Source organism: Vibrio harveyi (genome assembly GCF_030060435.1).
In the GTDB taxonomy this organism is placed as follows: Bacteria; Pseudomonadota; Gammaproteobacteria; order Enterobacterales; family Vibrionaceae; genus Vibrio; species Vibrio harveyi.
In genome coordinates this window covers 315,959-335,524 of sequence record NZ_CP125875.1, presented here as the reverse complement: position 1 = coordinate 335,524, position 19,566 = coordinate 315,959, and the positions used below count along the sequence as shown (strand labels likewise).

Annotated in this window: 19 protein-coding genes; 4 read left to right on the top strand and 15 right to left on the bottom strand. The window is 45.5% G+C overall.

All coding sequences use genetic code 11. The annotated features are described in order from the left end of the window. Window positions 1-62: 62 nt before the first annotated feature. The 10 genes from QMY49_RS01590 to QMY49_RS01545 form a co-directional block, all read right to left on the bottom strand. Window positions 63-1,283 carry a phosphopentomutase gene (locus QMY49_RS01590; protein WP_005449119.1) on the bottom strand — a complete coding sequence of 407 codons (1,221 nt, stop codon included), beginning with the start codon at window positions 1,281-1,283 and terminating at the stop codon, window positions 63-65. A 68-nt stretch (window positions 1,284-1,351) separates the two neighbouring features. After that, entirely contained in the window at window positions 1,352-2,680 is a 1,329-nt protein-coding gene (deoA, locus tag QMY49_RS01585; protein WP_005449121.1) for a thymidine phosphorylase, read from the bottom strand. Between the two features lie 98 nt (window positions 2,681-2,778). Then, window positions 2,779-3,555, bottom strand: coding sequence for a deoxyribose-phosphate aldolase (deoC, locus tag QMY49_RS01580; protein WP_005449122.1), 777 nt, complete (start codon window positions 3,553-3,555; stop codon window positions 2,779-2,781). Window positions 3,556-4,135: 580 nt separating this feature from the next. After that, complete coding sequence (locus tag QMY49_RS01575) at window positions 4,136-5,419, bottom strand: NupC/NupG family nucleoside CNT transporter (RefSeq protein WP_061065362.1); 1,284 nt, start codon at window positions 5,417-5,419, stop codon at window positions 4,136-4,138. 204 nt (window positions 5,420-5,623) lie between these two features. After that, window positions 5,624-6,397: a TatD family hydrolase gene (locus QMY49_RS01570; RefSeq protein ID WP_283312551.1), complete on the bottom strand. Its 774-nt coding sequence runs from the start codon at window positions 6,395-6,397 to the stop codon at window positions 5,624-5,626. Further along, complete coding sequence (locus tag QMY49_RS01565) at window positions 6,384-6,551, bottom strand: DUF5363 family protein (RefSeq protein ID WP_017189164.1); 168 nt, start codon at window positions 6,549-6,551, stop codon at window positions 6,384-6,386. Before QMY49_RS01565 ends, QMY49_RS01570 begins: the two co-directional genes overlap by 14 nt. 122 nt (window positions 6,552-6,673) lie before the next feature. Then, window positions 6,674-8,263, bottom strand: a complete 1,590-nt coding sequence (gene prfC, locus QMY49_RS01560; protein ID WP_005449129.1) for a peptide chain release factor 3 — start codon at window positions 8,261-8,263, stop codon at window positions 6,674-6,676. Window positions 8,264-8,395: 132 nt separating this feature from the next. Next, the gene (locus QMY49_RS01555; RefSeq protein ID WP_009698716.1) at window positions 8,396-9,463 is read right to left on the bottom strand and encodes a GGDEF domain-containing protein; all 1,068 of its coding nucleotides are present in this window, start codon (window positions 9,461-9,463) and stop codon (window positions 8,396-8,398) included. A gap of 208 nt (window positions 9,464-9,671) precedes the next feature. Further along, window positions 9,672-10,130: a ribosomal protein S18-alanine N-acetyltransferase gene (gene rimI, locus QMY49_RS01550; RefSeq protein WP_017189163.1), complete on the bottom strand. Its 459-nt coding sequence runs from the start codon at window positions 10,128-10,130 to the stop codon at window positions 9,672-9,674. A 12-nt stretch (window positions 10,131-10,142) separates the two neighbouring features. Then, window positions 10,143-10,541, bottom strand: coding sequence for a DNA polymerase III subunit psi (locus QMY49_RS01545; protein ID WP_005449132.1), 399 nt, complete (start codon window positions 10,539-10,541; stop codon window positions 10,143-10,145). Between the two features lie 63 nt (window positions 10,542-10,604). Here QMY49_RS01545 and QMY49_RS01540 point away from each other — a divergent pair, with 63 nt between their 5' ends. Continuing rightward, window positions 10,605-11,057 carry a DUF2541 family protein gene (locus QMY49_RS01540; RefSeq protein ID WP_005449133.1) on the top strand — a complete coding sequence of 151 codons (453 nt, stop codon included), beginning with the start codon at window positions 10,605-10,607 and terminating at the stop codon, window positions 11,055-11,057. Window positions 11,058-11,144: 87 nt separating this feature from the next. On the opposite strand, the gene QMY49_RS01535 is transcribed toward QMY49_RS01540, so the two are convergent. Continuing rightward, window positions 11,145-11,648 carry a GNAT family N-acetyltransferase gene (locus tag QMY49_RS01535; protein WP_005449134.1) on the bottom strand — a complete coding sequence of 168 codons (504 nt, stop codon included), beginning with the start codon at window positions 11,646-11,648 and terminating at the stop codon, window positions 11,145-11,147. Beyond that, complete coding sequence (gene ubiT / locus QMY49_RS01530) at window positions 11,632-12,159, bottom strand: ubiquinone anaerobic biosynthesis accessory factor UbiT (RefSeq protein WP_005431915.1); 528 nt, start codon at window positions 12,157-12,159, stop codon at window positions 11,632-11,634. The genes QMY49_RS01535 and ubiT overlap by 17 nt, the downstream gene beginning before the upstream one ends. 266 nt (window positions 12,160-12,425) lie before the next feature. Between ubiT and QMY49_RS01525 the strand changes: the two genes are divergently transcribed. The 3 genes from QMY49_RS01525 (at window position 12,426) to QMY49_RS01515 (ending at window position 16,527) form a co-directional block, all read left to right on the top strand. Then, the gene (locus QMY49_RS01525) at window positions 12,426-14,465 is read left to right on the top strand and encodes a sensor domain-containing protein (protein WP_005449136.1); all 2,040 of its coding nucleotides are present in this window, start codon (window positions 12,426-12,428) and stop codon (window positions 14,463-14,465) included. Window positions 14,466-14,614: 149 nt separating this feature from the next. Next, window positions 14,615-15,628, top strand: a complete 1,014-nt coding sequence (gene ubiU / locus QMY49_RS01520) for a ubiquinone anaerobic biosynthesis protein UbiU (protein ID WP_005431919.1) — start codon at window positions 14,615-14,617, stop codon at window positions 15,626-15,628. 20 nt (window positions 15,629-15,648) lie between these two features. Next, window positions 15,649-16,527, top strand: a complete 879-nt coding sequence (locus QMY49_RS01515; protein WP_005449138.1) for a U32 family peptidase — start codon at window positions 15,649-15,651, stop codon at window positions 16,525-16,527. A 70-nt stretch (window positions 16,528-16,597) separates the two neighbouring features. Here QMY49_RS01515 and vmrA read toward each other — a convergent pair whose 3' ends face one another. The 3 genes from vmrA to nlpI all read right to left on the bottom strand — a co-directional run bounded on the left by vmrA (window position 16,598) and on the right by nlpI (window position 19,436). Further along, on the bottom strand, window positions 16,598-17,944 hold the full coding sequence (vmrA, locus tag QMY49_RS01510) for a sodium-coupled multidrug efflux MATE transporter VmrA (protein ID WP_283312547.1): 1,347 nt from the start codon (window positions 17,942-17,944) through the stop codon (window positions 16,598-16,600). Between the two features lie 57 nt (window positions 17,945-18,001). Then, a complete protein-coding gene (locus QMY49_RS01505; RefSeq protein WP_017817698.1) occupies window positions 18,002-18,415 on the bottom strand; it encodes a MarR family winged helix-turn-helix transcriptional regulator in 414 nt (137 codons plus the stop codon). 97 nt (window positions 18,416-18,512) lie between these two features. Further along, a complete protein-coding gene (nlpI, locus tag QMY49_RS01500) occupies window positions 18,513-19,436 on the bottom strand; it encodes a lipoprotein NlpI (protein ID WP_005449143.1) in 924 nt (307 codons plus the stop codon). Window positions 19,437-19,566 lie beyond the last annotated feature (130 nt).

The following is a 19,566-nucleotide window of genomic DNA, read 5'->3' as shown; positions in this document are numbered from 1 at the left end:
TTTTCATGCTGCCAACATGAAACTAGGAGCAATCAAGCTCCTAGTTTTCAAAACCTACATAATTATAGGAAGTTCTTACCGTAATCCATTGGTGATGTACCGAAGTAACTTGCCAATGTTTGACCGATATCTGCAAAGCTATCACGACGACCTAGTGAGCCCGCTGGTACTTTCTTACCATAAACAATTACTGGAATGTGCTCACGAGTATGGTCAGTACCAGGCCATGTTGGATCACAACCGTGGTCTGCCGTTAGGATAAGAACATCGTCTTCTTCCATTAGCTCTAGCACTTCGTTGATGCGACCATCGAAATACTCAAGTGCCGCAGCATAACCCGCTACGTCACGACGGTGACCGTACGCTGAGTCGAAGTCTACAAAGTTAGTGAATACGATAGTGTTGTCACCCGCTTCTTTGATTTGCTCTAGTGTTGCTTCGAACAATGCAGGGATACCTGTCGCTTTCACTTTCTTAGTGATGCCGCAGTTCGCGTAAATATCAGCAATCTTACCGATAGAAACCACATCACCTTGCTTCTCATCAACTAGCTTCTGAAGAACAGTTGCTGATGGTGGCTCAACAGAAAGGTCACGACGGTTACCCGTACGTTCAAATTGACCTTTACCAGGACCAATGAAAGGACGCGCAATAACACGACCGATGTTGTAATCTTCTAGCTCTTCACGTGCAATTTGGCAAAGCTCTAGTAGACGGTCTAGACCGAAAGTCTCTTCGTGACATGCAATTTGGAATACAGAGTCAGCAGACGTGTAAAAAATTGGCTGACCTGTCTTCATGTGCTCTTCACCAAGGTCATCCAATACTTGAGTACCTGATGCATGGCAGTTACCTAGGAAGCCGTCTAAACCCGCACGCTCAAGGATGCGGTCAGTCAGCTCTTTCGGGAAGCTGTTCGCTTTATCAGTGAAGTAGCCCCAATCAAACAGAACAGGCACACCAGCGATTTCCCAGTGACCAGATGGAGTATCTTTACCTGAAGAAAGCTCTGCTGCGTGACCGTACGCACCAATGATTTCTGCATCTGCGTCTAGGCCAGGTGCGAAGCGACCTGTTGACTCTTTATGTGCCATTGCCAAACCTAACTTAGATAGGTTTGGAAGACGAAGTGCACCTTTACGTTGATCGTTATCTGCTAAGCCTTGCTCACACTGGTCTGCAATATGACCTAATGTGTCTGAACCTACATCACCAAATTGTTCTGCATCTGCAGCTGCGCCGATGCCGAATGAGTCTAGTACTAAAATAAATGCTCTTTTCATTGCTCGTTCCTTAGGCCCACTCGGCTTCTTATTATGGTTGAGTAGGCCTTGTGTAATTACTTATTCGATTAAAGATCTTCTGCACGGATTTGACGGTAAACCTCTGGAGTTGGTGTGTACTCACCACCTACAGTGATTGCACTGCGAAGTGCTTTAGCGGCTTCTTCCCATTGCTCTTCAGTGCGAGCATGAATAACCGCAAGAGGTTTATCGCTATCTGCTACTTCACCTAGACGGATGAAGTTATCGAAACCAACTGCGTAGTCGATTTCATCTGTCGCAACGCGACGACCGCCGCCCATTGAAACAACAGCCATGCCGATAGCACGAGTGTCCATCGCAGATACAACGCCAGTTTCTGTTGCGTATACAGGTTTAATAATTTCTGCTTTTTCTAGGTAGTTATCGTAGTTTTCTACGAAGTCCGCAGGACCACCTAGACCAGCAACCATCTTACCGAAGCACTCAGCAGCTTTGCCGTTGTCTAGCGCTTCCATCAGTTTTGCACGTGCGTCTTCTGTGTTCTCAGCAAGTTTGCCAAGTACCAGCATTTCTGCACATGACGCCATTGTTACTTCAAGTAGACGTGGGTTACGGTATTCACCTGTTAGGAAGCGAACCGCTTCACGTACTTCCACTGCGTTACCCGCAGAAGACGCCAAGACTTGGTTCATGTCCGTTAGGATAGCGGTTGTCTTAGTGCCTGCACCGTTTGCCACCGCAACGATTGATTTTGCTAGCTCTTCAGACGCTTCATAAGTTGGCATGAATGCACCAGAGCCAACTTTTACGTCCATCACTAGAGATTCAAGACCAGCAGCAAGCTTCTTCGATAAAATCGACGCCGTGATTAGTGAAATGTTGTCTACAGTAGCCGTGATATCGCGAGTCGCGTAAACACGCTTATCCGCAGGAGCAAGATCACCCGTTTGACCGATGATAGCCACACCAGCATCTTTGGTCACTTGGCCGAATACATCGTTTGTTGGCGTGATGTTGTAGCCAGGGATAGACTCAAGCTTATCCAGCGTACCGCCAGTATGGCCAAGACCACGACCAGAGATCATTGGTACGAAACCACCACATGCAGCCACCATTGGACCAAGCATTAGAGAAGTTACGTCACCCACACCACCGGTAGAGTGCTTATCGACAATTGGACCACCAAAGTTCATGTGGCTCCAATCGATAACCATACCTGAATCACGCATTGCACACGTTAGTGCGATACGTTCTGGCATCGTCATTTCATTGAAGAAGATTGTCATAGCAAATGCAGCGATCTGACCTTCAGATACACTGTTGTTCGCTACGCCTTGAATGAAGAAGTTGATTTCGTCGGCTGTTAGAACTTCGCCGTCACGTTTTTTACGGATAATTTCTTGTGGTAAATACATTAGTGCCTCCCAAGCTCATTTTGAGCCATGGTATAAGTAGGATAGAAGAGGTTTGGTAGCACCAAAGTTGGTGCTACCGTTCAGACGTATTGTTGGAATTAGTACGCTGTTGGATCAGCGACTTCGTCCGATACTTCTAATGTATTTAGTAGGTTTGTAAGCAGGCTAGACGCACCGAAACGGTAATGACGAGCATCAACCCAGTTATCACCTAGGATTTCGTCAGCCATTGCTAGGTATGCCGCTGCATCTTCAGCAGTACGCACACCACCTGCTGGTTTGAAACCAACAGTTTCTGCAACACCCATGTCACGAATAACTTCAAGCATCATACGAGCGTATTCAGGCGTTGCGTTTACTGGCACTTTACCAGTTGAAGTTTTAATGAAGTCAGCACCTGCTTCAATACAGATTTGAGATGCTTTCTTGATTAGCGCTTCTTCTTTAAGTTCACCAGTTTCGATGATCACTTTAAGAAGGATGTCACCACAAGCTTCTTTACATTGCTTAACTAGCTCGAAGCCCACTTTCTCATCACCCGCCATTAGAGCGCGGTATGGGAAAACTACGTCAACTTCGTCTGCACCGTAAGCGACAGCCGCTTTTGTTTCAGCAACAGCGATTTCAATATCGTCGTTACCGTGTGGGAAGTTCGTTACTGTTGCGATACGAACTTCTGGCGTGCCTTGCTCACGAAGTGTCTTCTTAGCAATAGGAATAAAGCGAGGGTAAATACAAATTGCAGCTGTGTTGCCTACTGCAGATTTCGCGTCATGACATAGTGAGATCACTTTTGCATCAGTGTCATCATCATTTAGCGTAGTAAGGTCCATAAGTTTCAGTGCACGTAGCGCTGCTGCTTTTAAATCGCTCATTTCTATCTCCGATCAATATTCAAAAAATTCACTACTCAGCCTCACATCACTTCTCTAACTATAATCAACAAGTCGAGACAGTGTGAGAAATTGGCTAAACAGTCTATTTATGAACGGACTTGGTTCCCTGAAGACTCGGCATATACTGCGAAAAAGTCATATGCCAATTGCTATCCTTGTCACCGCACAGTACCAGTTTGGCCTATGGCACAACAATCTATGATTGCGGTGTCTTTAATATCACATCAAACAATAAAACGCTTGTTTGATTTGATATTGAGGGCAATTCATTTGCCCATCGAGTATGTAATATTCACTCTATGATTAAGTGGTTATCATAACCACGATCTCGTGATTACTACATTATAGATATTCACCGCAAAACTGTAGCACCAAATAGAGCGCAAACGGTTTGTATCTCAAAATTTTCCAGCCCCTATTCCACCGACTGCGTAAGCCACTCACGTAGACCTACGTGCGGTTAAGTTTTCAGGTCCAAAAAACGAAAAATGCCCCGCAGCAATCTCTTGCTACAGGGCATGGTTTAAAACGGCGTCTATATATTAAGAACCGATTCTAATTAAAATGCTGCAAGGCTAAGGCAGAAGCCTGCGATAGTCGCTGCCATTAGGTTAGACAACGTACCAGCAAGAACTGCTTTAATACCCATGCGAGCGATATCTGAACGACGGTTTGGTGCAAGGCTACCTAGACCACCAAGTAGGATCGCGATAGAAGAAAGGTTCGCGAAGCCACATAGTGCGAATGAGATGATAGCTGTAGTCTTCTCAGACATTACTTCACCAGTTGCCGCAACTACTTGAGCGCTGTCACCTAGGTAAGGTGTGAAGTTCAAGTAAGCAACGAATTCGTTAATAACTAGTTTCTGACCGATGAATGAACCAGCAACAACTGCTTCGTCCCAAGGAACACCGATTAGGAATGCTAGTGGAGAGAACGCGTAACCTAGGATTAGTTCTAGAGTCAGTTCAGGCATACCGAACCAACCGCCGATGCCACCTAGCATACCGTTAACAAGCGCAATCAGACCTACGAACGCGATTAGCATTGCACCAACGTTTAGTGCTAGTTGTAGACCAGAAGCCGCACCGCCCGCTGCTGCGTCGATTACGTTAGCTGGTTTGTCGTCGCCACCGTCCATTGCTTCTTCGATGTCTTCGTGAGGCTGTTCAGTCTCTGGGTGAAGAATCTTAGCGAATAGTAGACCACCTGGTGCTGCCATGAATGATGCTGCTACTAGGTACTCTAGAGGTACACCCATTGAAGCGTAACCTGCTAGTACACCACCAGCTACAGATGCTAGACCACCACACATTACCGCAAATAGCTCAGATTGAGTCATTTTTGGAACGAAAGGACGAACAACAAGAGGTGCTTCAGTTTGACCTACGAAAATGTTAGCTGCTGCAGACATTGATTCCGCACGAGAAGTGCCAAGCGCTTTTTGTAGTGCACCACCAAGAATCTTGATAACCCACTGCATTACGCCAATGTAGTAAAGAACTGAAATCAGTGCTGAGAAGAAGATCAGTGTAGGAAGAACGCGGAATGCGAAGATGAAGCCGCCGCCGCCGAATACTTCGAACATCTTGTCAGAAACAAGACCACCGAATAGGAATGATGAACCGTTGTTACCGTAGTTGATAACGTTAGAAACACCAGTAGAGAAACCGTTTAGTAGATCACGGCCCCAAGGTACGTAAAGAACGAATGCACCTAGGATGAATTGGATAGCAAATGCGCCACCCACAGTTCTTAGATTGATAGCTTTACGGTTATTGGAAAATGCAAATGCGATAGCAAGAAGCACTACCATACCGACTAGGCTCATAAACAGGCTCATAGTTTATGACTTCCTTATAAGTTATTTGTTGGCGTGTTACAAAATGGAGCTATAAAGCGGGGGCAATTATACTCATGCAGAATCAATTAAAGTAATGCCACCCTCACACTTTCTTATAAGATTCATCATTGATTCACTCTCGTTTGTGAGTCAACTCACAATAAGCAGGAAAACGTTTTCGCTTTTAAACAGCTTCTTTAGATTTTATTCACATATAAAGAAAGCAGAATTGCTATTTTCCCACAGCTGAGAAGCAATCGATTGCTTGCTTTTGCTATGTAAAGAAGTCAATTCATTGAGAACATGAATGAGTTGTAAGGGATGATTCGGCTCACCCTGATAGCCAAGTATAGGCATATCTGGGGCATCCGTTTCTAAGACGAGATGTTCAAGGGGTAATCTTTGAATTGCGTCGCGAGTTTTGTTAGCTCTCGGATACGTAATGGTGCCTCCGACGCCAATCGAAAAGCCTAATCGAACCCATTCCATCGCCTGTTGGTAGCTGCCTGAGAACGCATGCAACACCCCACCTTTTGGTAAATGTGCCGCTTTAACCATCTGAATAAGTCGATTGTGCGCTTTGCGGCTGTGCAGGATCACCGGTAAATCAAACCGCTTTGCTAGCTCAAATTGCAACTCAAGCGCGCGCTCTTGTCGCTCAACTGGCACTTCGATGGCGAAATCCAAACCGCACTCTCCTATTGCAACGCATTGCCGGTTGGAAGAAGAAAGCAATGATTCCAACTCTGGAGCAAATTGCTCAAACTCTTGTTGGAGAAAATAGGGATGAAAACCCAGCGCATAATAGAGATGAGAATATTGATTGGCGAGGTCTTGAATGCGAGTCCAATTACTTGGCCCGACAGACGGAATAAGGATGCGCTCTACTCCTTGCTCACGCGCAAGCTCAACTTGATATGCAAAGTCATCTTGGAAGACATCGAAGTCAAAGTGGCAATGAGTGTCAAACAGTTTCATTACTTGGCTTCTCTTGCTCTTCTTTCTTTGTTGAAGATGGCTCATTAGCTGGGTCTTGTTTGTAAGGCACGCAACTGCGCTTTTGATCGGGTGTTAGTCCCATCTCTTTGCACCAATCATCGTAGCGTTTAAGTCCTTTTTTAAACCAGTTCATTGCCCACCCTTTTTTAGCTCATAGAGTTCTTTCCAAACCAAATAAAAAAACCGCCGTTAACTAAGTGTATAGCTAACGGCGGCTTATAATCTAGTACGCGATGTAAAGCGAGTTAGATTCGATTAGTGCTCACGTGTCGCACGGAAATCGATATCAGGGAAACGCTCTTGCGCTAGGTTTAGGTTAACCATGGTCGGTGCAATGTAAGTTAGGTTATCGCCACCGTCCAATGCTAGGTTCGTTTGGTTCTTACGCTGGAACTCATCCAGTTTCTTCGCATCGCCACACTCAACCCAACGAGCAGTTGCCACGTTCACGCCTTCATAGATCGCTTCAACGTTGTATTCTGACTTCAAACGAGCTACAACCACGTCAAACTGAAGTACACCAACCGCACCTACGATAAGGTCGTTGTTTTGCAATGGACGGAATACCTGTACCGCACCTTCTTCAGACAGCTGAACCAGACCTTTTAGTAGCTGCTTCTGCTTCAATGGATCTTTTAGACGAATACGACGGAACAATTCCGGAGCAAAGTTTGGAATACCAGAGAACTTCAGCGCTTCACCTTGAGTGAAAGTGTCACCAATTTGGATAGTGCCGTGGTTGTGTAGACCAATGATGTCACCCGCGTAAGCGTGCTCTGCACGAGAACGGTCACCCGCCATAAAGGTTACCGCATCTGAAATACTCACTTGCTTGCCAAGACGAACGTGGTTCATCTTCATGCCTTGCGTGTAAGTACCCGATACGATACGCATGAAGGCAATACGGTCACGGTGTTTTGGATCCATGTTTGCTTGGATCTTAAATACGAAACCAGAGAACTTGTCTTCTGTTGCTTCAACATCACGCTCAACTGCTTGACGCGTTTTCGGTGCAGGAGCCCACTCCGTCAGACCATCTAGCATGTGGTCAACACCAAAGTTACCCAGTGCCGTACCAAAGTAAACTGGCGTTAGTTCACCCGTTAGGAATAACTCTAAGTCAAACTCAGGGCATGCGCCCATGACAAGTTCAAGCTCTTCACGAACGCTTTCTGCTAGGCTTTCACCTACTTTTTCGTCTAGCTCTGGGTTGTCTAGACCTTTGATGATGCGAACTTCTTGGATCTCATGACCATGACCTGATTCGTACAGAATCGTTTCGTCACGGTGAATGTGGTAAACACCTTTAAACTCTTTACCACAGCCGATTGGCCATGTGATTGGCGCACACATCATGCCCAATTCGTTTTCTACTTCATCCAATACTTCCATTGGATCACGAACGTCGCGGTCAAGTTTGTTCATGAAGGTTACGATTGGCGTGTCACGTAGACGTGTAACTTCCATTAGTTTACGAGTACGGTCCTCAACACCTTTCGCTGCATCGATAACCATCAGACATGAGTCAACTGCCGTTAGAGTACGGTAAGTATCTTCCGAGAAGTCTTCGTGTCCAGGAGTATCAAGTAGGTTTACCAGACAATCGTTGTAAGGGAACTGCATTACAGAAGTAGTAACCGAGATACCACGTTCCTTTTCCATTTCCATCCAGTCTGATTTTGCGTGCTGTGCGTTACCACGACCTTTAACCGTACCTGCTTTTTGGATCGCGTTTCCGAATAACAGTACTTTTTCAGTAATGGTGGTTTTACCCGCATCCGGGTGAGAAATAATAGCGAACGTTCTACGCTTAGAAACTTCGCCTAGAAAAGGTGTATTTGACATGAAACTGGTCTTCTTTGATGTCTGATGACTTGCTCGAAATTCAAACAAGCTTTATTCGATTCAATATTGCGCGGTATTCTCGCTTATTATTGCTTTAGGGGCAACTTTCCTCGTGAGTTTGTCCTCGCGAGTTTATAGATAACTACGTTGCTGAGCTTCGTCCTGCCAGTCCAGCAATTCGACTTCAGCAGCAATGGTAGAAGCCACTACAATTTGGTCCCGCCCATTTTGCTTTGCATCGTACAAAGCAATGTCAGCACGCTTTAGCCAAAGATCTGGTGTGTCATCATCAAGCAAGCACTCAGAAATGCCCACACTCAAAGACACTTTTGCATGGCGAGGATAATGTTTGGCGCGCACCTTATCGCTGATGCTACTCATCATAAATTGCGCGGTTTGATCGGAAAGTCCTTCAAACAAGATCAAGAACTCATCTCCCCCCAATCGAAACAGCAAATCGTACTCTCTTGAATAGTCATTGAGCGTTGTAACGATCTGACTGATCACCTCATCCCCAACATCATGACCGTACAAATCATTTACCTGTTTAAAATGGTCAATATCAATGACTGCTATTGAAGAGGTGGTACCGCTTCTTTTTTCATCTAAGGCTCGTAGAAGAAAAGCTTCTAACTGCCCTCGATTAAGAGCACCTGTCATCGAGTCTCTAGTAGAAAGAAACTTCAACCTATCCTGCAACTCAACAATTTTATGCACTGCCACATGCGCAACTATGGCGCAGCAAATTACCGCAACAACAAAACGTAAAGTGATGCTCCATTCAAGTTGATACCAAGCAGAGAATGTACAGCCAGCTATGATCCACCCATTGGTAACCAACGCATCTTTACTCGGGATGATAAATACCAAAGCCACAATGACCGGAAATACCCAATACGTCGCGATGATGCCAAAGATATGCACACTTAAAACCACTGATAACCAAAGCAAAAACAGTGGAATACGATATCCAATTTTACTTTCACCAAGGATAAACAATGCAGCAAACTCAATAATGAAACTCAGTTGGAAAGCCAGTAAAACACACCCAAGGAATGTCTCCCCAATCAGGAGATTTTTAATACCAAGTGGCACAAATGTCGCCAAGGTCACCAACATTAAGACTGTTAGAACAGTTCCCCTACTCTGCTCATCAAACAACTGAGCAACAGGAGTATCGAATTTTTGCGGATACGGCATCGTAAATTCTTCCTCCCGACAAGATCTTGTTTCATATAATTTATAAACTTATAACCTACATGGTAATAAAGCGAACAAAAATAAGCTTGGCAAATCGGTCAAAAGGATGAAGTAAAATGCCAGAAAGTAAAAAGCCTCGGGAATTCCGAGGCTTATTAATGTGACGATGAACTTAAGGTGTGTGCAATTTATTTGCTATCCACAGACCTTACTCATTAAAAAACAGGTAGCTCATGATGATGGCATCTTCTTTCCCATTACCCGTTTTAGCTGGGTAATAGTTATAACGACGATCCACTTCATTAAAACCCGCTTGCTCATAAATATGGATTGCCGGGTGGTTGCTTTCACGTACCTCCAACCAAGCGCTTTCTGCTTTGGCTTGCTCGCAGTATTCGATAAACGCATCCAGTAATTTTTGCCCAAGCCCTTTGCCTTGATGAGATGGCGCTACGGCAATATTCAATAACGTCACTTCCCCAACAATATTCTGCCCATAGAAGTAACCCACCACCTGAGTACCTTCCAGCATCACATGATGACAAGCACCGCGACTGGATAAATCACGAACCAAAGATTCTGCCCAAGGGTGAGAATGCGCTTGCTGTTCGATTTGCCAAACTTGGTCAAGGTGCTCCGCACCCATCGGCGTAATTTCAATTGTCACGCGTTAGCTCCGTTAAGAGTACGAACAGATTTGTTGCCACAATGCACGGCGTTGTTCGTTGTTGCCATCAATATCTTGTAATAGCGGTGAAGTCAGTTGCTTGGCATTGATGCTGGCATCTGCCTCACAGCCTGCGAACCACACCCACTCTAGTTGATGCTCCCCCAGCATGGATAAGCGTTCAGGCTCTAGGTGCAGCGCGTCGTCAAGCGTGAGCTTAATGCTTTTTAAAACACGCTCAAACATCAAAGCTGTCTCGTTTTCTGGACACGTTGGCGATACCAATAGGAGTTTACAAGAACTTTGCAAATCCAATAATGGCGATTGATAGCCTTCCAGCCTTTCTGGGTGACTCAGTTCCCAAGTGCTGATCCCCATTTCATGTAAATATTGTTTCTCGTTAATTGACATCTTTTGTCACCTATTTGAACGAGGCAATCCTATCAAAATTTCGCATTTAAAGTCAGAGGTGTTATGAAGCTTTTCCAATCAATCGCTATTACGTTACTTATCGCCACCACCAGCTTTACCGCATTCGCTAAGGATAGCAACGATGGTTGGGAGCTGATCGCAGAGAAAACCGTGAACTTCCAAACAGAAACCGACACAGTAGAGCCAAACGGTCTGTTTCAAAACCGTAAATTCAGCAAGATCAAAATTAAGTGCACTCAAGGCACCATGAGTATTAAGAACATGAAAGTGACCATGACCGATGGCAGCGAGAAAAAACTCAAAACCATGGTTGGCACTCTGACCAAAGGCATGTCGACGCGCGCTTGGACACTGCCGGGTTCTGAAGATGCGAAATTCAAACGTTTAGAGATGGAATACAAAAGCTGGGGTAACATGACATTGAATGCTGCTGGCATGAGTAAAAAGGCAAAAATCGAAGTTTGGGGTAAAAAACGCGTCCAAGAACAGGATTAATCCACCTTTCCTCTTTTGCCAGTCAAAAAATCGGCTCAAAAACAAAGCCCGCTTTTTTCAGCGGGCTTTGTCATTCAATATTGGCGATTATAGCTCAGAAAACTCTGGCGAATAATCGATACGACCAGAGCGTCCGTCACACTGACCTTCGACCAATTCTGCTACACGGAACGCACCTTGCGGTACTTCCCACGAACAGTCGAAGCCCATCTCTTCGCTGGCTGTAAAGCCTTGGCGCGCATAGTAATCCGGCTCACCCAATACCACACACACTGGGTAACCAAAATCACGCAGTGAATCAAAGCCTTCTTTGATTAACTCAGCGGCAATGCCTTGGCGGCGGTAATCTTCATGTACAGCCAAAGGCGCAAGACCTTGCCATGACAAATCTTCACCATTCAACGTCACAGGGCTAAACAACGCGTGACCAACCACTTCACCTTCATCGGTACATGCCACCAAAGACAGAGTGAGCTTACCGTTTTCACGTAAACGCATCACTAGGTTGGCTTCCGCATCCGTTGGGAAAGCGTGTTTTAATAAGCGGTCAATGGTGAGAATGTCCGCAGGGGCTTCAGTTCGAATAAGCATTCGCTACTCCGGTTTCTTGTGCAGGTGCTTGAACCCCTTTCTGAACAAAGTCAGCCAATTGGTTCAGTGCTACTTGCATCGCTTTTGGTAACTGCTCTAAGTCGACACTGTCCATCAGGTTTTTCACTTCTAAGCCAAGCTCAGTGTCGCCCTCGATAGAAAGACGACGTTGGAAGAACAGCGTATCAGGGTCTTCTTTGCGACCAGCAATAAGTACTAGGTCGTTAAGGTTACCACTAAAGCTTACATCTTCCTGAACCGGTTTCTCTGCTACCACTAATTTTTCATCTTGGTAGCTGATGTACCATGCTAAGTTCAAGTCTTTAATCGCAACTTTTAACCACTTGTCTTCAAGGAACTCAAAATCGCCATCTTCTAGGGCTTCTTTGAACACCATTTTCAAACCTTCCAATAAGGCTTTTTTCTGAACAGTTTGTGGCAATAACTGGACTGGAGATCGCAAAATTGATGCTGCGTTCTTTACTAGTTGACTGCGAATCTTGTTTAACACGCTAATTATCCGTTACTTTGTCATAAGGTTGTCTATCTTACGCAATAGAGTAATACCAGTACCTGTTATGTATCAATAAATCTGTTTGTTTTAGAAATAGGCAGTTTTACTCACCCAAGCGTCGTTTTTTTGACCTTACGTGTATTATTGACGCGAAGACGTGGATAAACGCTTTAATAACGGTATGTTCAAAGTTATAGTTATCAAAATAGCGTTTTTATTACACGGACGAATAATCAGGCTCATTGGAGATCGGTAACACCTTAATGCCTTCCCAGCAATTACAACATTGGTTTGCAACGCTTACCTCAAATAGCCCATTCTTTTTTGCCATTCTTGATAAGAAACACAATTATCGAATGGTAAGTGATCGCTATTGTGACATTGCAGGCTTAGGACACGACGACATCGTTGGTCTGAACGATAGCCAAGTACTGGGAGAGCAGTTCTATAAGAAGCTCGCGCCCTACTACCAACGCGCGTTCAAAGGCGATCATGTTGAAGCGGAAATCACGCTTGACGAAACGGACCTTGAAACCAGCCTCCACTTTAGCCTTTCTCCAGTTCATGAAGAAAATGAAATCCGCTTCGTGGTCTTCCACGCCATCGATACGTCTGAGAAACAAATTCTGGTTCGTTCTTTAGAAGAGTCAGAAAGTAAGTTCGCCAAGTTAACCCAATTACTGCCTGACGGGTTGTTATTGGTAGAAGATGACATCATCATCTCTGCCAACCCAGCCTCCGCACGTTTACTCGGGTTGAACTCGCCTCATGAGCTACTTGGTGAAGAGCTGACTCGCTTGTTTATCGATGAAAACAGCAAAAAAGTCTTCACCCATCGCATCAGCACATTACTTTCTGAAAAACCTTTTGTGTGTCTGACCAGCGCCCGCTGTGGCTTCGAACGGAAAGTTCAGTTGCATGCTGATACCACAGCAATTCTTGGGAGTGAATCTCAAATCATTTTGATCCAAGATGCCGATGACGCGCCCAAGCTGCTCTCTTCTAATTCCAATGAAGACGCACACATCGATTCACTGACCAAGCTGTATAACCGCTTTGGCTTTACGAAACGATTAGAGCAACTTATTAAGAGCCAGACACCGTTGCTGGTTTTCTACCTCGACATCGATAACTTTAAGAACATTAACGACTCACTTGGTCACCACATCGGTGACAAAGTGATTCAAGAAGTCTCCGCCCGCTTAAAACGATCTTTACCTAATCAAGCCATCATTGGGCACTTGGGCGGCGATGAGTTTGGCATCATTCTGCCTGAGCCAGAAAACACTCGCATGGCGGAGATTCTCTCTGAGCGCATTATTTCTCTGATTAACCAACCTTTCGATCTTCATCACTTCAGTAAACGCCTTGCATGCTCTATCGGTAGTGTGCGTTACCCAGAAGATGGGCAAGATGCACGTATTCTGCTGCAAAATGCTGACACTGCAATGTATGAAGCGAAAGATCGCGGTCGGAACCGTCTGATTAAATTCAACGATCAGATGAACAAAGAAGCGCGCATGCGTTTATGGCTAGAAATTGAACTGCAGAAAGCCTTGCAGCAAAACGGGTTGGAAGTCTGGTACCAGCCGAAGGTTAACGCGCGCGACTTCAGCATTAACGGCGCCGAAGCGCTTGTACGTTGGAAGCACCCAGTCGAAGGCTACATCAGTCCGGGCGCATTTATCCCTGTCGCCGAGCGTGCAGGCTTAATTGAACACCTTGGTCGCGTGGTCATGCGCGATGTGTTTAACACAGTAAAACGCTGGAAACTGCAAGGCATTCTACCGGGACGCGTGGCGATCAACCTCTCTCCAGAGCAGTTCGGTAATCCACAACTGATCGACTATATGGAGAAGTTACTGCGCACTACTGAACTTGACCCAAGCTGCATTACCTTTGAGCTCACCGAAAGTGCGGTAATGAGCGATAGCGAACACACTTTGCAAATGCTTAATGCGATCAAGAAGCTTGGTTTCGCGCTGTCTATCGATGATTTCGGTACTGGTTACTCTTCCCTTTCCTACTTAGCACGCTTCCCTATCGATGAATTAAAAATCGACCGTGCGTTTATCAACGACATCGATACACTACCGAAACAGGTGACGGTGATTGAGAACATCATCAATCTTGGTAAATCATTAGATTTGACCGTTGTTGCCGAAGGTGTAGAAACCCACCAGCAAGCAACACTGCTATCGAACCTACAATGTAACTCGATTCAGGGCTTCCATTTCTACCGTCCTCAACCTAAACACGAAGTGGAAGAGTTGTTTGCGCAAAACCGCCGTCATAAGAACTGATCTCAACTGCAACAAAATCTGAGTGTTACCCCTTACTCTCAAGGGGTAAATCTCAACTTTATTGAGCTAAACCTAACTTAGGTCAATTTCGCTATTCATAATTCTTCATAAAATGCGGGCACCTTTTTATTCTCTATGATTGTGAGCATATGGAACTCTTGTGTCCTGCGGGTAACCTGCCTGCGTTAAAAACTGCGATTGATTGCGGTGCAGATGCCGTATACATCGGCTTTAAAGACGATACCAACGCGCGTCACTTTGCTGGTCTGAACTTCAACGGCAAGAAGCTAGAAAAAGCGGTGCAATACGTTCATGACCGCAACAAAAAGATCCACGTTGCACTCAACACCTTTGCCCATCCAAATGGTTTCGAACGTTGGACAAACGCTGTCGACAATGCAGCGGCACTGGGTGTCGATGCACTGATCGTGGCTGACATTGCGGTACTTGAGTACGCTGCTCGCAAATACCCAGAGCTTGAGCTGCACCTTTCTGTGCAAGCTTCAGCAACCAACGTTGCAGCCGTTGATTTCTACAAACAAAACTTCAACGTAAAACGCGTAGTACTGCCTCGCGTACTGTCTATCCATCAGGTAAAACAGCTTTCTCGCAATATCACCAGTGATGTCGAGCTAGAAGTCTTTGCTTTTGGTAGCCTGTGCATCATGTCAGAAGGTCGTTGCTACCTATCGTCATACATGACAGGTGAATCACCAAACACCGTTGGTGCATGTTCTCCAGCAAAATACGTCCGCTGGCAAGAGACTGAGAATGGTCTGGAGTCTCGTCTTAACGACATTCTGATCGATCGCTACAGCGCAGGTGAAAACGCGGGCTACCCAACCTTATGTAAAGGTCGTTTTGAAGCTGAAATTGAAGGCGAGAAAAAACGTTATCACGCACTGGAAGAACCAACCAGTTTGAACACCCTGTCGATGCTGCCAGAGCTATTTGCCGCTAATGTCGCTTCAGTAAAAATTGAAGGTCGCCAACGGAGTCCTGCGTACGTAGAACAAGTAACGCGCACGTGGCGTGCAGCGATTGATCGCTACCAAGCAAACCCAGAAGCTTACCAAGTAGAAGCGGCTTGGGATGCAGCGTTGGCAAACGTGTCTGAAGGCACGCAAACCACTCTTGGTGCTTACCACCGTAAATGGCAGTAGAGGTTAAGATGGATAACTCAATGAAATACGCGCTTGGTCCACTGTTGTACTTCTGGCCAAAGCAAGATGTTGAAGCGTTTTATGAACAAGCAAAATCAAGCTCTGCGGACATCATCTACCTTGGTGAAACCGTATGTTCGAAACGTCGTGAAATGAAGCCTGCACATTGGTTCGATATCGCGAAAGAACTCTCTGCATCTGGCAAACAAGTCGTGCTATCAACGATGGCACTATTAGAAGCGCCAAGTGAAGTGAACATCATGAAGAAATACATCGACAACGGTGACTTCGCGATTGAAGCCAATGACGTGTCCGCGGTTCAACTGGCTTCTGAGCATAAAGTGCCTTTCGTCGTTGGTCCTGCGGTTAATACTTACAACGCTCACACGCTTAACTTGTTTCTAAAACAAGGCATGATCCGCTGGTGCATGCCAGTAGAACTATCGCGCGAATGGCTCAGCAACACGCTGGTTCAATGTGATGAACTTGGTATTCGTAATAAGTTTGAAGTAGAAGTCTTCAGCCATGGTTATCTGCCTCTGGCTTACTCGGCGCGCTGCTTTACAGCTCGTGCAGAAAACAAAGCCAAAGATGACTGCGAAACCTGCTGTATTAAGTACCCAACGGGCATTAAAGTAAGCAGCCAAGAGGGTCAGGAAGTATTTAACCTAAACGGTATCCAAACTCAGTCTGGTTACTGCTACAACCTGATCAACGACCTGCCAAGCATGGAAGGTCTAGTTGACGTGGTACGTTTGAGCCCACTTGGTCTTAGCACCTTCTCTGAACTGGATCAGTTCCGTTCCAATGAGAAAGGTACTAACCCAGGCAAGATCCAAGACCGCCAATGTAACGGTTATTGGCATCAACTTGCGGGTCTGGAAGTGAAGAACATCTAACTCTTTCTCACGGGCTTCAAAGCAATAAAAAAGCGAGGTTATAACCTCGCTTTTTTATTTTTATTCGTCGTTAAGACGCTTGAATACTTGGCTCTACAGAGCTCTCGTTCATTAGCTTCTTAATATCGCGCCACAGCATTGTCATCACCACTAAGCTCAAAGCTATGTTAGACAATGGGAACGCAATCCAGATACCAGTAACACCGAATAGCTTTGGCATAATGAATAAGAACGGCAATTGAATCACCATATTACCAATGGTCACGAACATCGCTTTGCTGCCTTTGTTCACCGATTGGTAGTACGCTGCGGCAACCACCAAGAAGCCATCTAAGAACAGCGCAAACATATGGAGACGAATCCCCACCATCGTCGCATCAATAAGATGTTGGTCGGCGTTGTTAAACACGGACACAAACTCGTATGGGAAAATGTTCATCAGAATAACAAACGCAACCCCACCTAGCACCGAAGTCCCCATTGCAACCTTCAACAGCTTACGAATATTGTCTTGATTACGCGCACCATGGTTGTAGCTCACTAGAGGTTGCATACCATTGGCAATGCCTTCCGCAATCAAATAGTAAACCGTCACTATGTAGCCCAAGATAGCGTAAGCGCCAATAAGCAATGCACTGCCGTATTGGGCAAATAGCGCATTGTGCAGTGCCACCATCATTGAGCCATAGGCATACATAAAGAAGCTCGATGTGCCGATCATGACAATCTTAGGGATGACATCAAACTGCATTTTCAGATCGCCAGTCGACAGGCGCATCTTCGCTCTTGCAGTAAAGAAGTAACCAACACCAAGAATCGTCACCACCATCTGCGCTAACGCAGTTGCGATTGCCGCTCCTTTAAGCTCCCAGCCAAGCCAAGCGATAAAGATATAATCGAGCACGATATTGATGACAGCACCAATCACCATCAAAATGGTGGCTAAATTCGGGCTATCGTCATTGCGCAACAAGAACGGCACCGCAATTGACCCAAGCGAGAACACACACGCGACGCTTAAGATGTGCAGATACTGCAAACCAAGCTCATAAACACGACCTTCCGCACCTTGCCAGCGAATAAAATCATCGGCGAAGAAGAACAATGTTGTTGCAACAACTGGCATCAAAGCAACTAAAAGCAATAAACCAGTAGAAAGGATGCGTTTCGCGCCCTCACGGTCTTTTTCCCCCTGCTTGATAGAGGCTAGAGCGCCCGTACCCACGCCCACCATCATACCGATACCGAGTATCGAGCCAATGATCGGCCACGCAACGTTGATCCCCGCTAATCCATCAGCACCTACATAACGACCAATAAAGATACCATCAACGACTTGGTATAAACCGTTGACCAGCATGGCTGCGACGGTCGGAATTGTGTATTTCCAAAACTGTTTATAAATAGAGTTTTGCATGACTACCACCAATAGTTAGCAAGGCTAACTAAATAGATAAAAGAATAAAAAATAGGTTTAGTTTCCGAGCGCTTTATCTAATAGCGCTTTCAATTGCTGTGCTTCTTTCGCATCCAACTTACACATAAGCTGCTGTGAAATGTCTTTATATACCACCTGTTCCAATGACATTTCTTCGATCACTTCTTCTGTTAGCAGCACGCGCTTAGAACGAGCATCTTCATTACAAGCAATACGCTTCACCAAGCCCTTTCTCTCTAAACGAACCACCATGTTTGAAGCCGAAGGCTTGGTAACTTGAAGCTCTTCCGCCAAGTCAGTAATGCGTATACCTTCTGGATGAAGCTGGATCACTCGCAAGTAATCAAACTCATTAAAGCTCAGATGCGAAAGCGGATCTTCTTTGGCATACACTCGCCACGCCTTTGCACAAAAGCGTTCTAAATCGATCAGGCTTTTTTCTAATGCCATTACGTTCCGCCCATTTAGTTAGCAAGGCTAACTATTTTAGAGAAGCTCACCAAATTCTTCAAGCACAAAAAAGCCGCTCTAGTTGAGCGGCTAATGGCTATTTTTCTTCTTGCTTCTGTTGCTCAGCTTTGAGCTTAGCAAGTTGTTCTTGCTGCAACTGATCGTAGATTTGCGCCAGTTCCAAGAAGGAGTAACGGTGCTCTACGTATTCATAAACGTTGAAAGAGATTGCTAGCTTGTACAGTGAAATCGCATCAGCAATATCACCTTCTAGTTGGTAACGCTTACCAAGGTAGAAGTAAGTTTCTGTTAGACGCTCAGCAAGACGGTAGTTTTCACGCGTACCATCCATGATGGCTTTTAACGCTGCGTCATCAGATACATCACGCAACATGATGGCAACTAGAACCCAGCCCCACTCTTCACTGCGATCGCGTTGGTAACGCTTTTCTAGGTTCGCTTTCGCTTGCTCTGGATTTTGTTCTGCTTCGATGATGTACAACCATAACGCGCGGAATGGGTCGCTCGGCATTTCTTGGTAATGCTTGGTCATGTCTTCTAAAGCCAGATCGATACGACCACCATAGTAAAGCGCAATCGCGCGGTTACGCTCTGCGTATGAATTCTCTGGTGCAAGCTCTAATGTCGAATCAAATGCTTCGTAAGCCGCATCAAACTCACCAACTTGAGTGAAATACACCCCTAGTAGGTTAAAGATATCTGGTTGAGCAGGGTTAAGTTGCAAAGACTGATTAAAATCCAAACGGGCAAGATCACGCAAACCAACGCTGTCGTAGTAGTTACCGCGCTCGTAATGCATCTTAGCGCGAACTTCGTCACTCAAATCTGGACGTTGTAATAACTGAGAAAGACGAGCAATCTGGACTTCTTGTTGCACGCTTGGTTGTAGCGGTACCGCCATCGGAGGATAGATCCACTTTTGTGCCGATTGTTGAGAGGTGTTAGCACAACCGGTCAGCGCGATAGCGACACATAAACTTGCGGTTTGAAACCATTTCACTAATTGGTACTCCTGTTTGGACCGCTCTGGGTCTGTTTCTCTTTATGCACTATAGGATATTTAACTTCGCTTGAGGCTAAACTTGACGAAACAGGCCAAAAAAAAGGGGAGCGAAAATGCTCCCCTTTTA

Bases quoted from the DNA above. Each gene is read 5' to 3' on its own strand.
- QMY49_RS01590 (WP_005449119.1), bottom strand. From the start codon at position 1,283: ATGAAAAGAGCATTTATTTTAGTACTAGACTCATTCGGCATCGGCGCA.
- deoA (WP_005449121.1), bottom strand. From the start codon at position 2,680: ATGTATTTACCACAAGAAATTATCCGTAAAAAACGTGACGGCGAAGTT.
- deoC (WP_005449122.1), bottom strand. From the start codon at position 3,555: ATGAGCGATTTAAAAGCAGCAGCGCTACGTGCACTGAAACTTATGGAC.
- QMY49_RS01575 (WP_061065362.1), bottom strand. From the start codon at position 5,419: ATGAGCCTGTTTATGAGCCTAGTCGGTATGGTAGTGCTTCTTGCTATC.
- QMY49_RS01570 (WP_283312551.1), bottom strand. From the start codon at position 6,397: ATGAAACTGTTTGACACTCATTGCCACTTTGACTTCGATGTCTTCCAA.
- QMY49_RS01565 (WP_017189164.1), bottom strand. From the start codon at position 6,551: ATGAACTGGTTTAAAAAAGGACTTAAACGCTACGATGATTGGTGCAAA.
- prfC (WP_005449129.1), bottom strand. From the start codon at position 8,263: ATGTCAAATACACCTTTTCTAGGCGAAGTTTCTAAGCGTAGAACGTTC.
- QMY49_RS01555 (WP_009698716.1), bottom strand. From the start codon at position 9,463: ATGCCGTATCCGCAAAAATTCGATACTCCTGTTGCTCAGTTGTTTGAT.
- QMY49_RS01545 (WP_005449132.1), bottom strand. From the start codon at position 10,541: ATGTCAATTAACGAGAAACAATATTTACATGAAATGGGGATCAGCACT.
- QMY49_RS01540 (WP_005449133.1), top strand. From the start codon at position 10,605: ATGAAGCTTTTCCAATCAATCGCTATTACGTTACTTATCGCCACCACC.
- QMY49_RS01535 (WP_005449134.1), bottom strand. From the start codon at position 11,648: ATGCTTATTCGAACTGAAGCCCCTGCGGACATTCTCACCATTGACCGC.
- QMY49_RS01525 (WP_005449136.1), top strand. From the start codon at position 12,426: ATGCCTTCCCAGCAATTACAACATTGGTTTGCAACGCTTACCTCAAAT.
- ubiU (WP_005431919.1), top strand. From the start codon at position 14,615: ATGGAACTCTTGTGTCCTGCGGGTAACCTGCCTGCGTTAAAAACTGCG.
- QMY49_RS01515 (WP_005449138.1), top strand. From the start codon at position 15,649: ATGAAATACGCGCTTGGTCCACTGTTGTACTTCTGGCCAAAGCAAGAT.
- vmrA (WP_283312547.1), bottom strand. From the start codon at position 17,944: ATGCAAAACTCTATTTATAAACAGTTTTGGAAATACACAATTCCGACC.
- QMY49_RS01505 (WP_017817698.1), bottom strand. From the start codon at position 18,415: ATGGCATTAGAAAAAAGCCTGATCGATTTAGAACGCTTTTGTGCAAAG.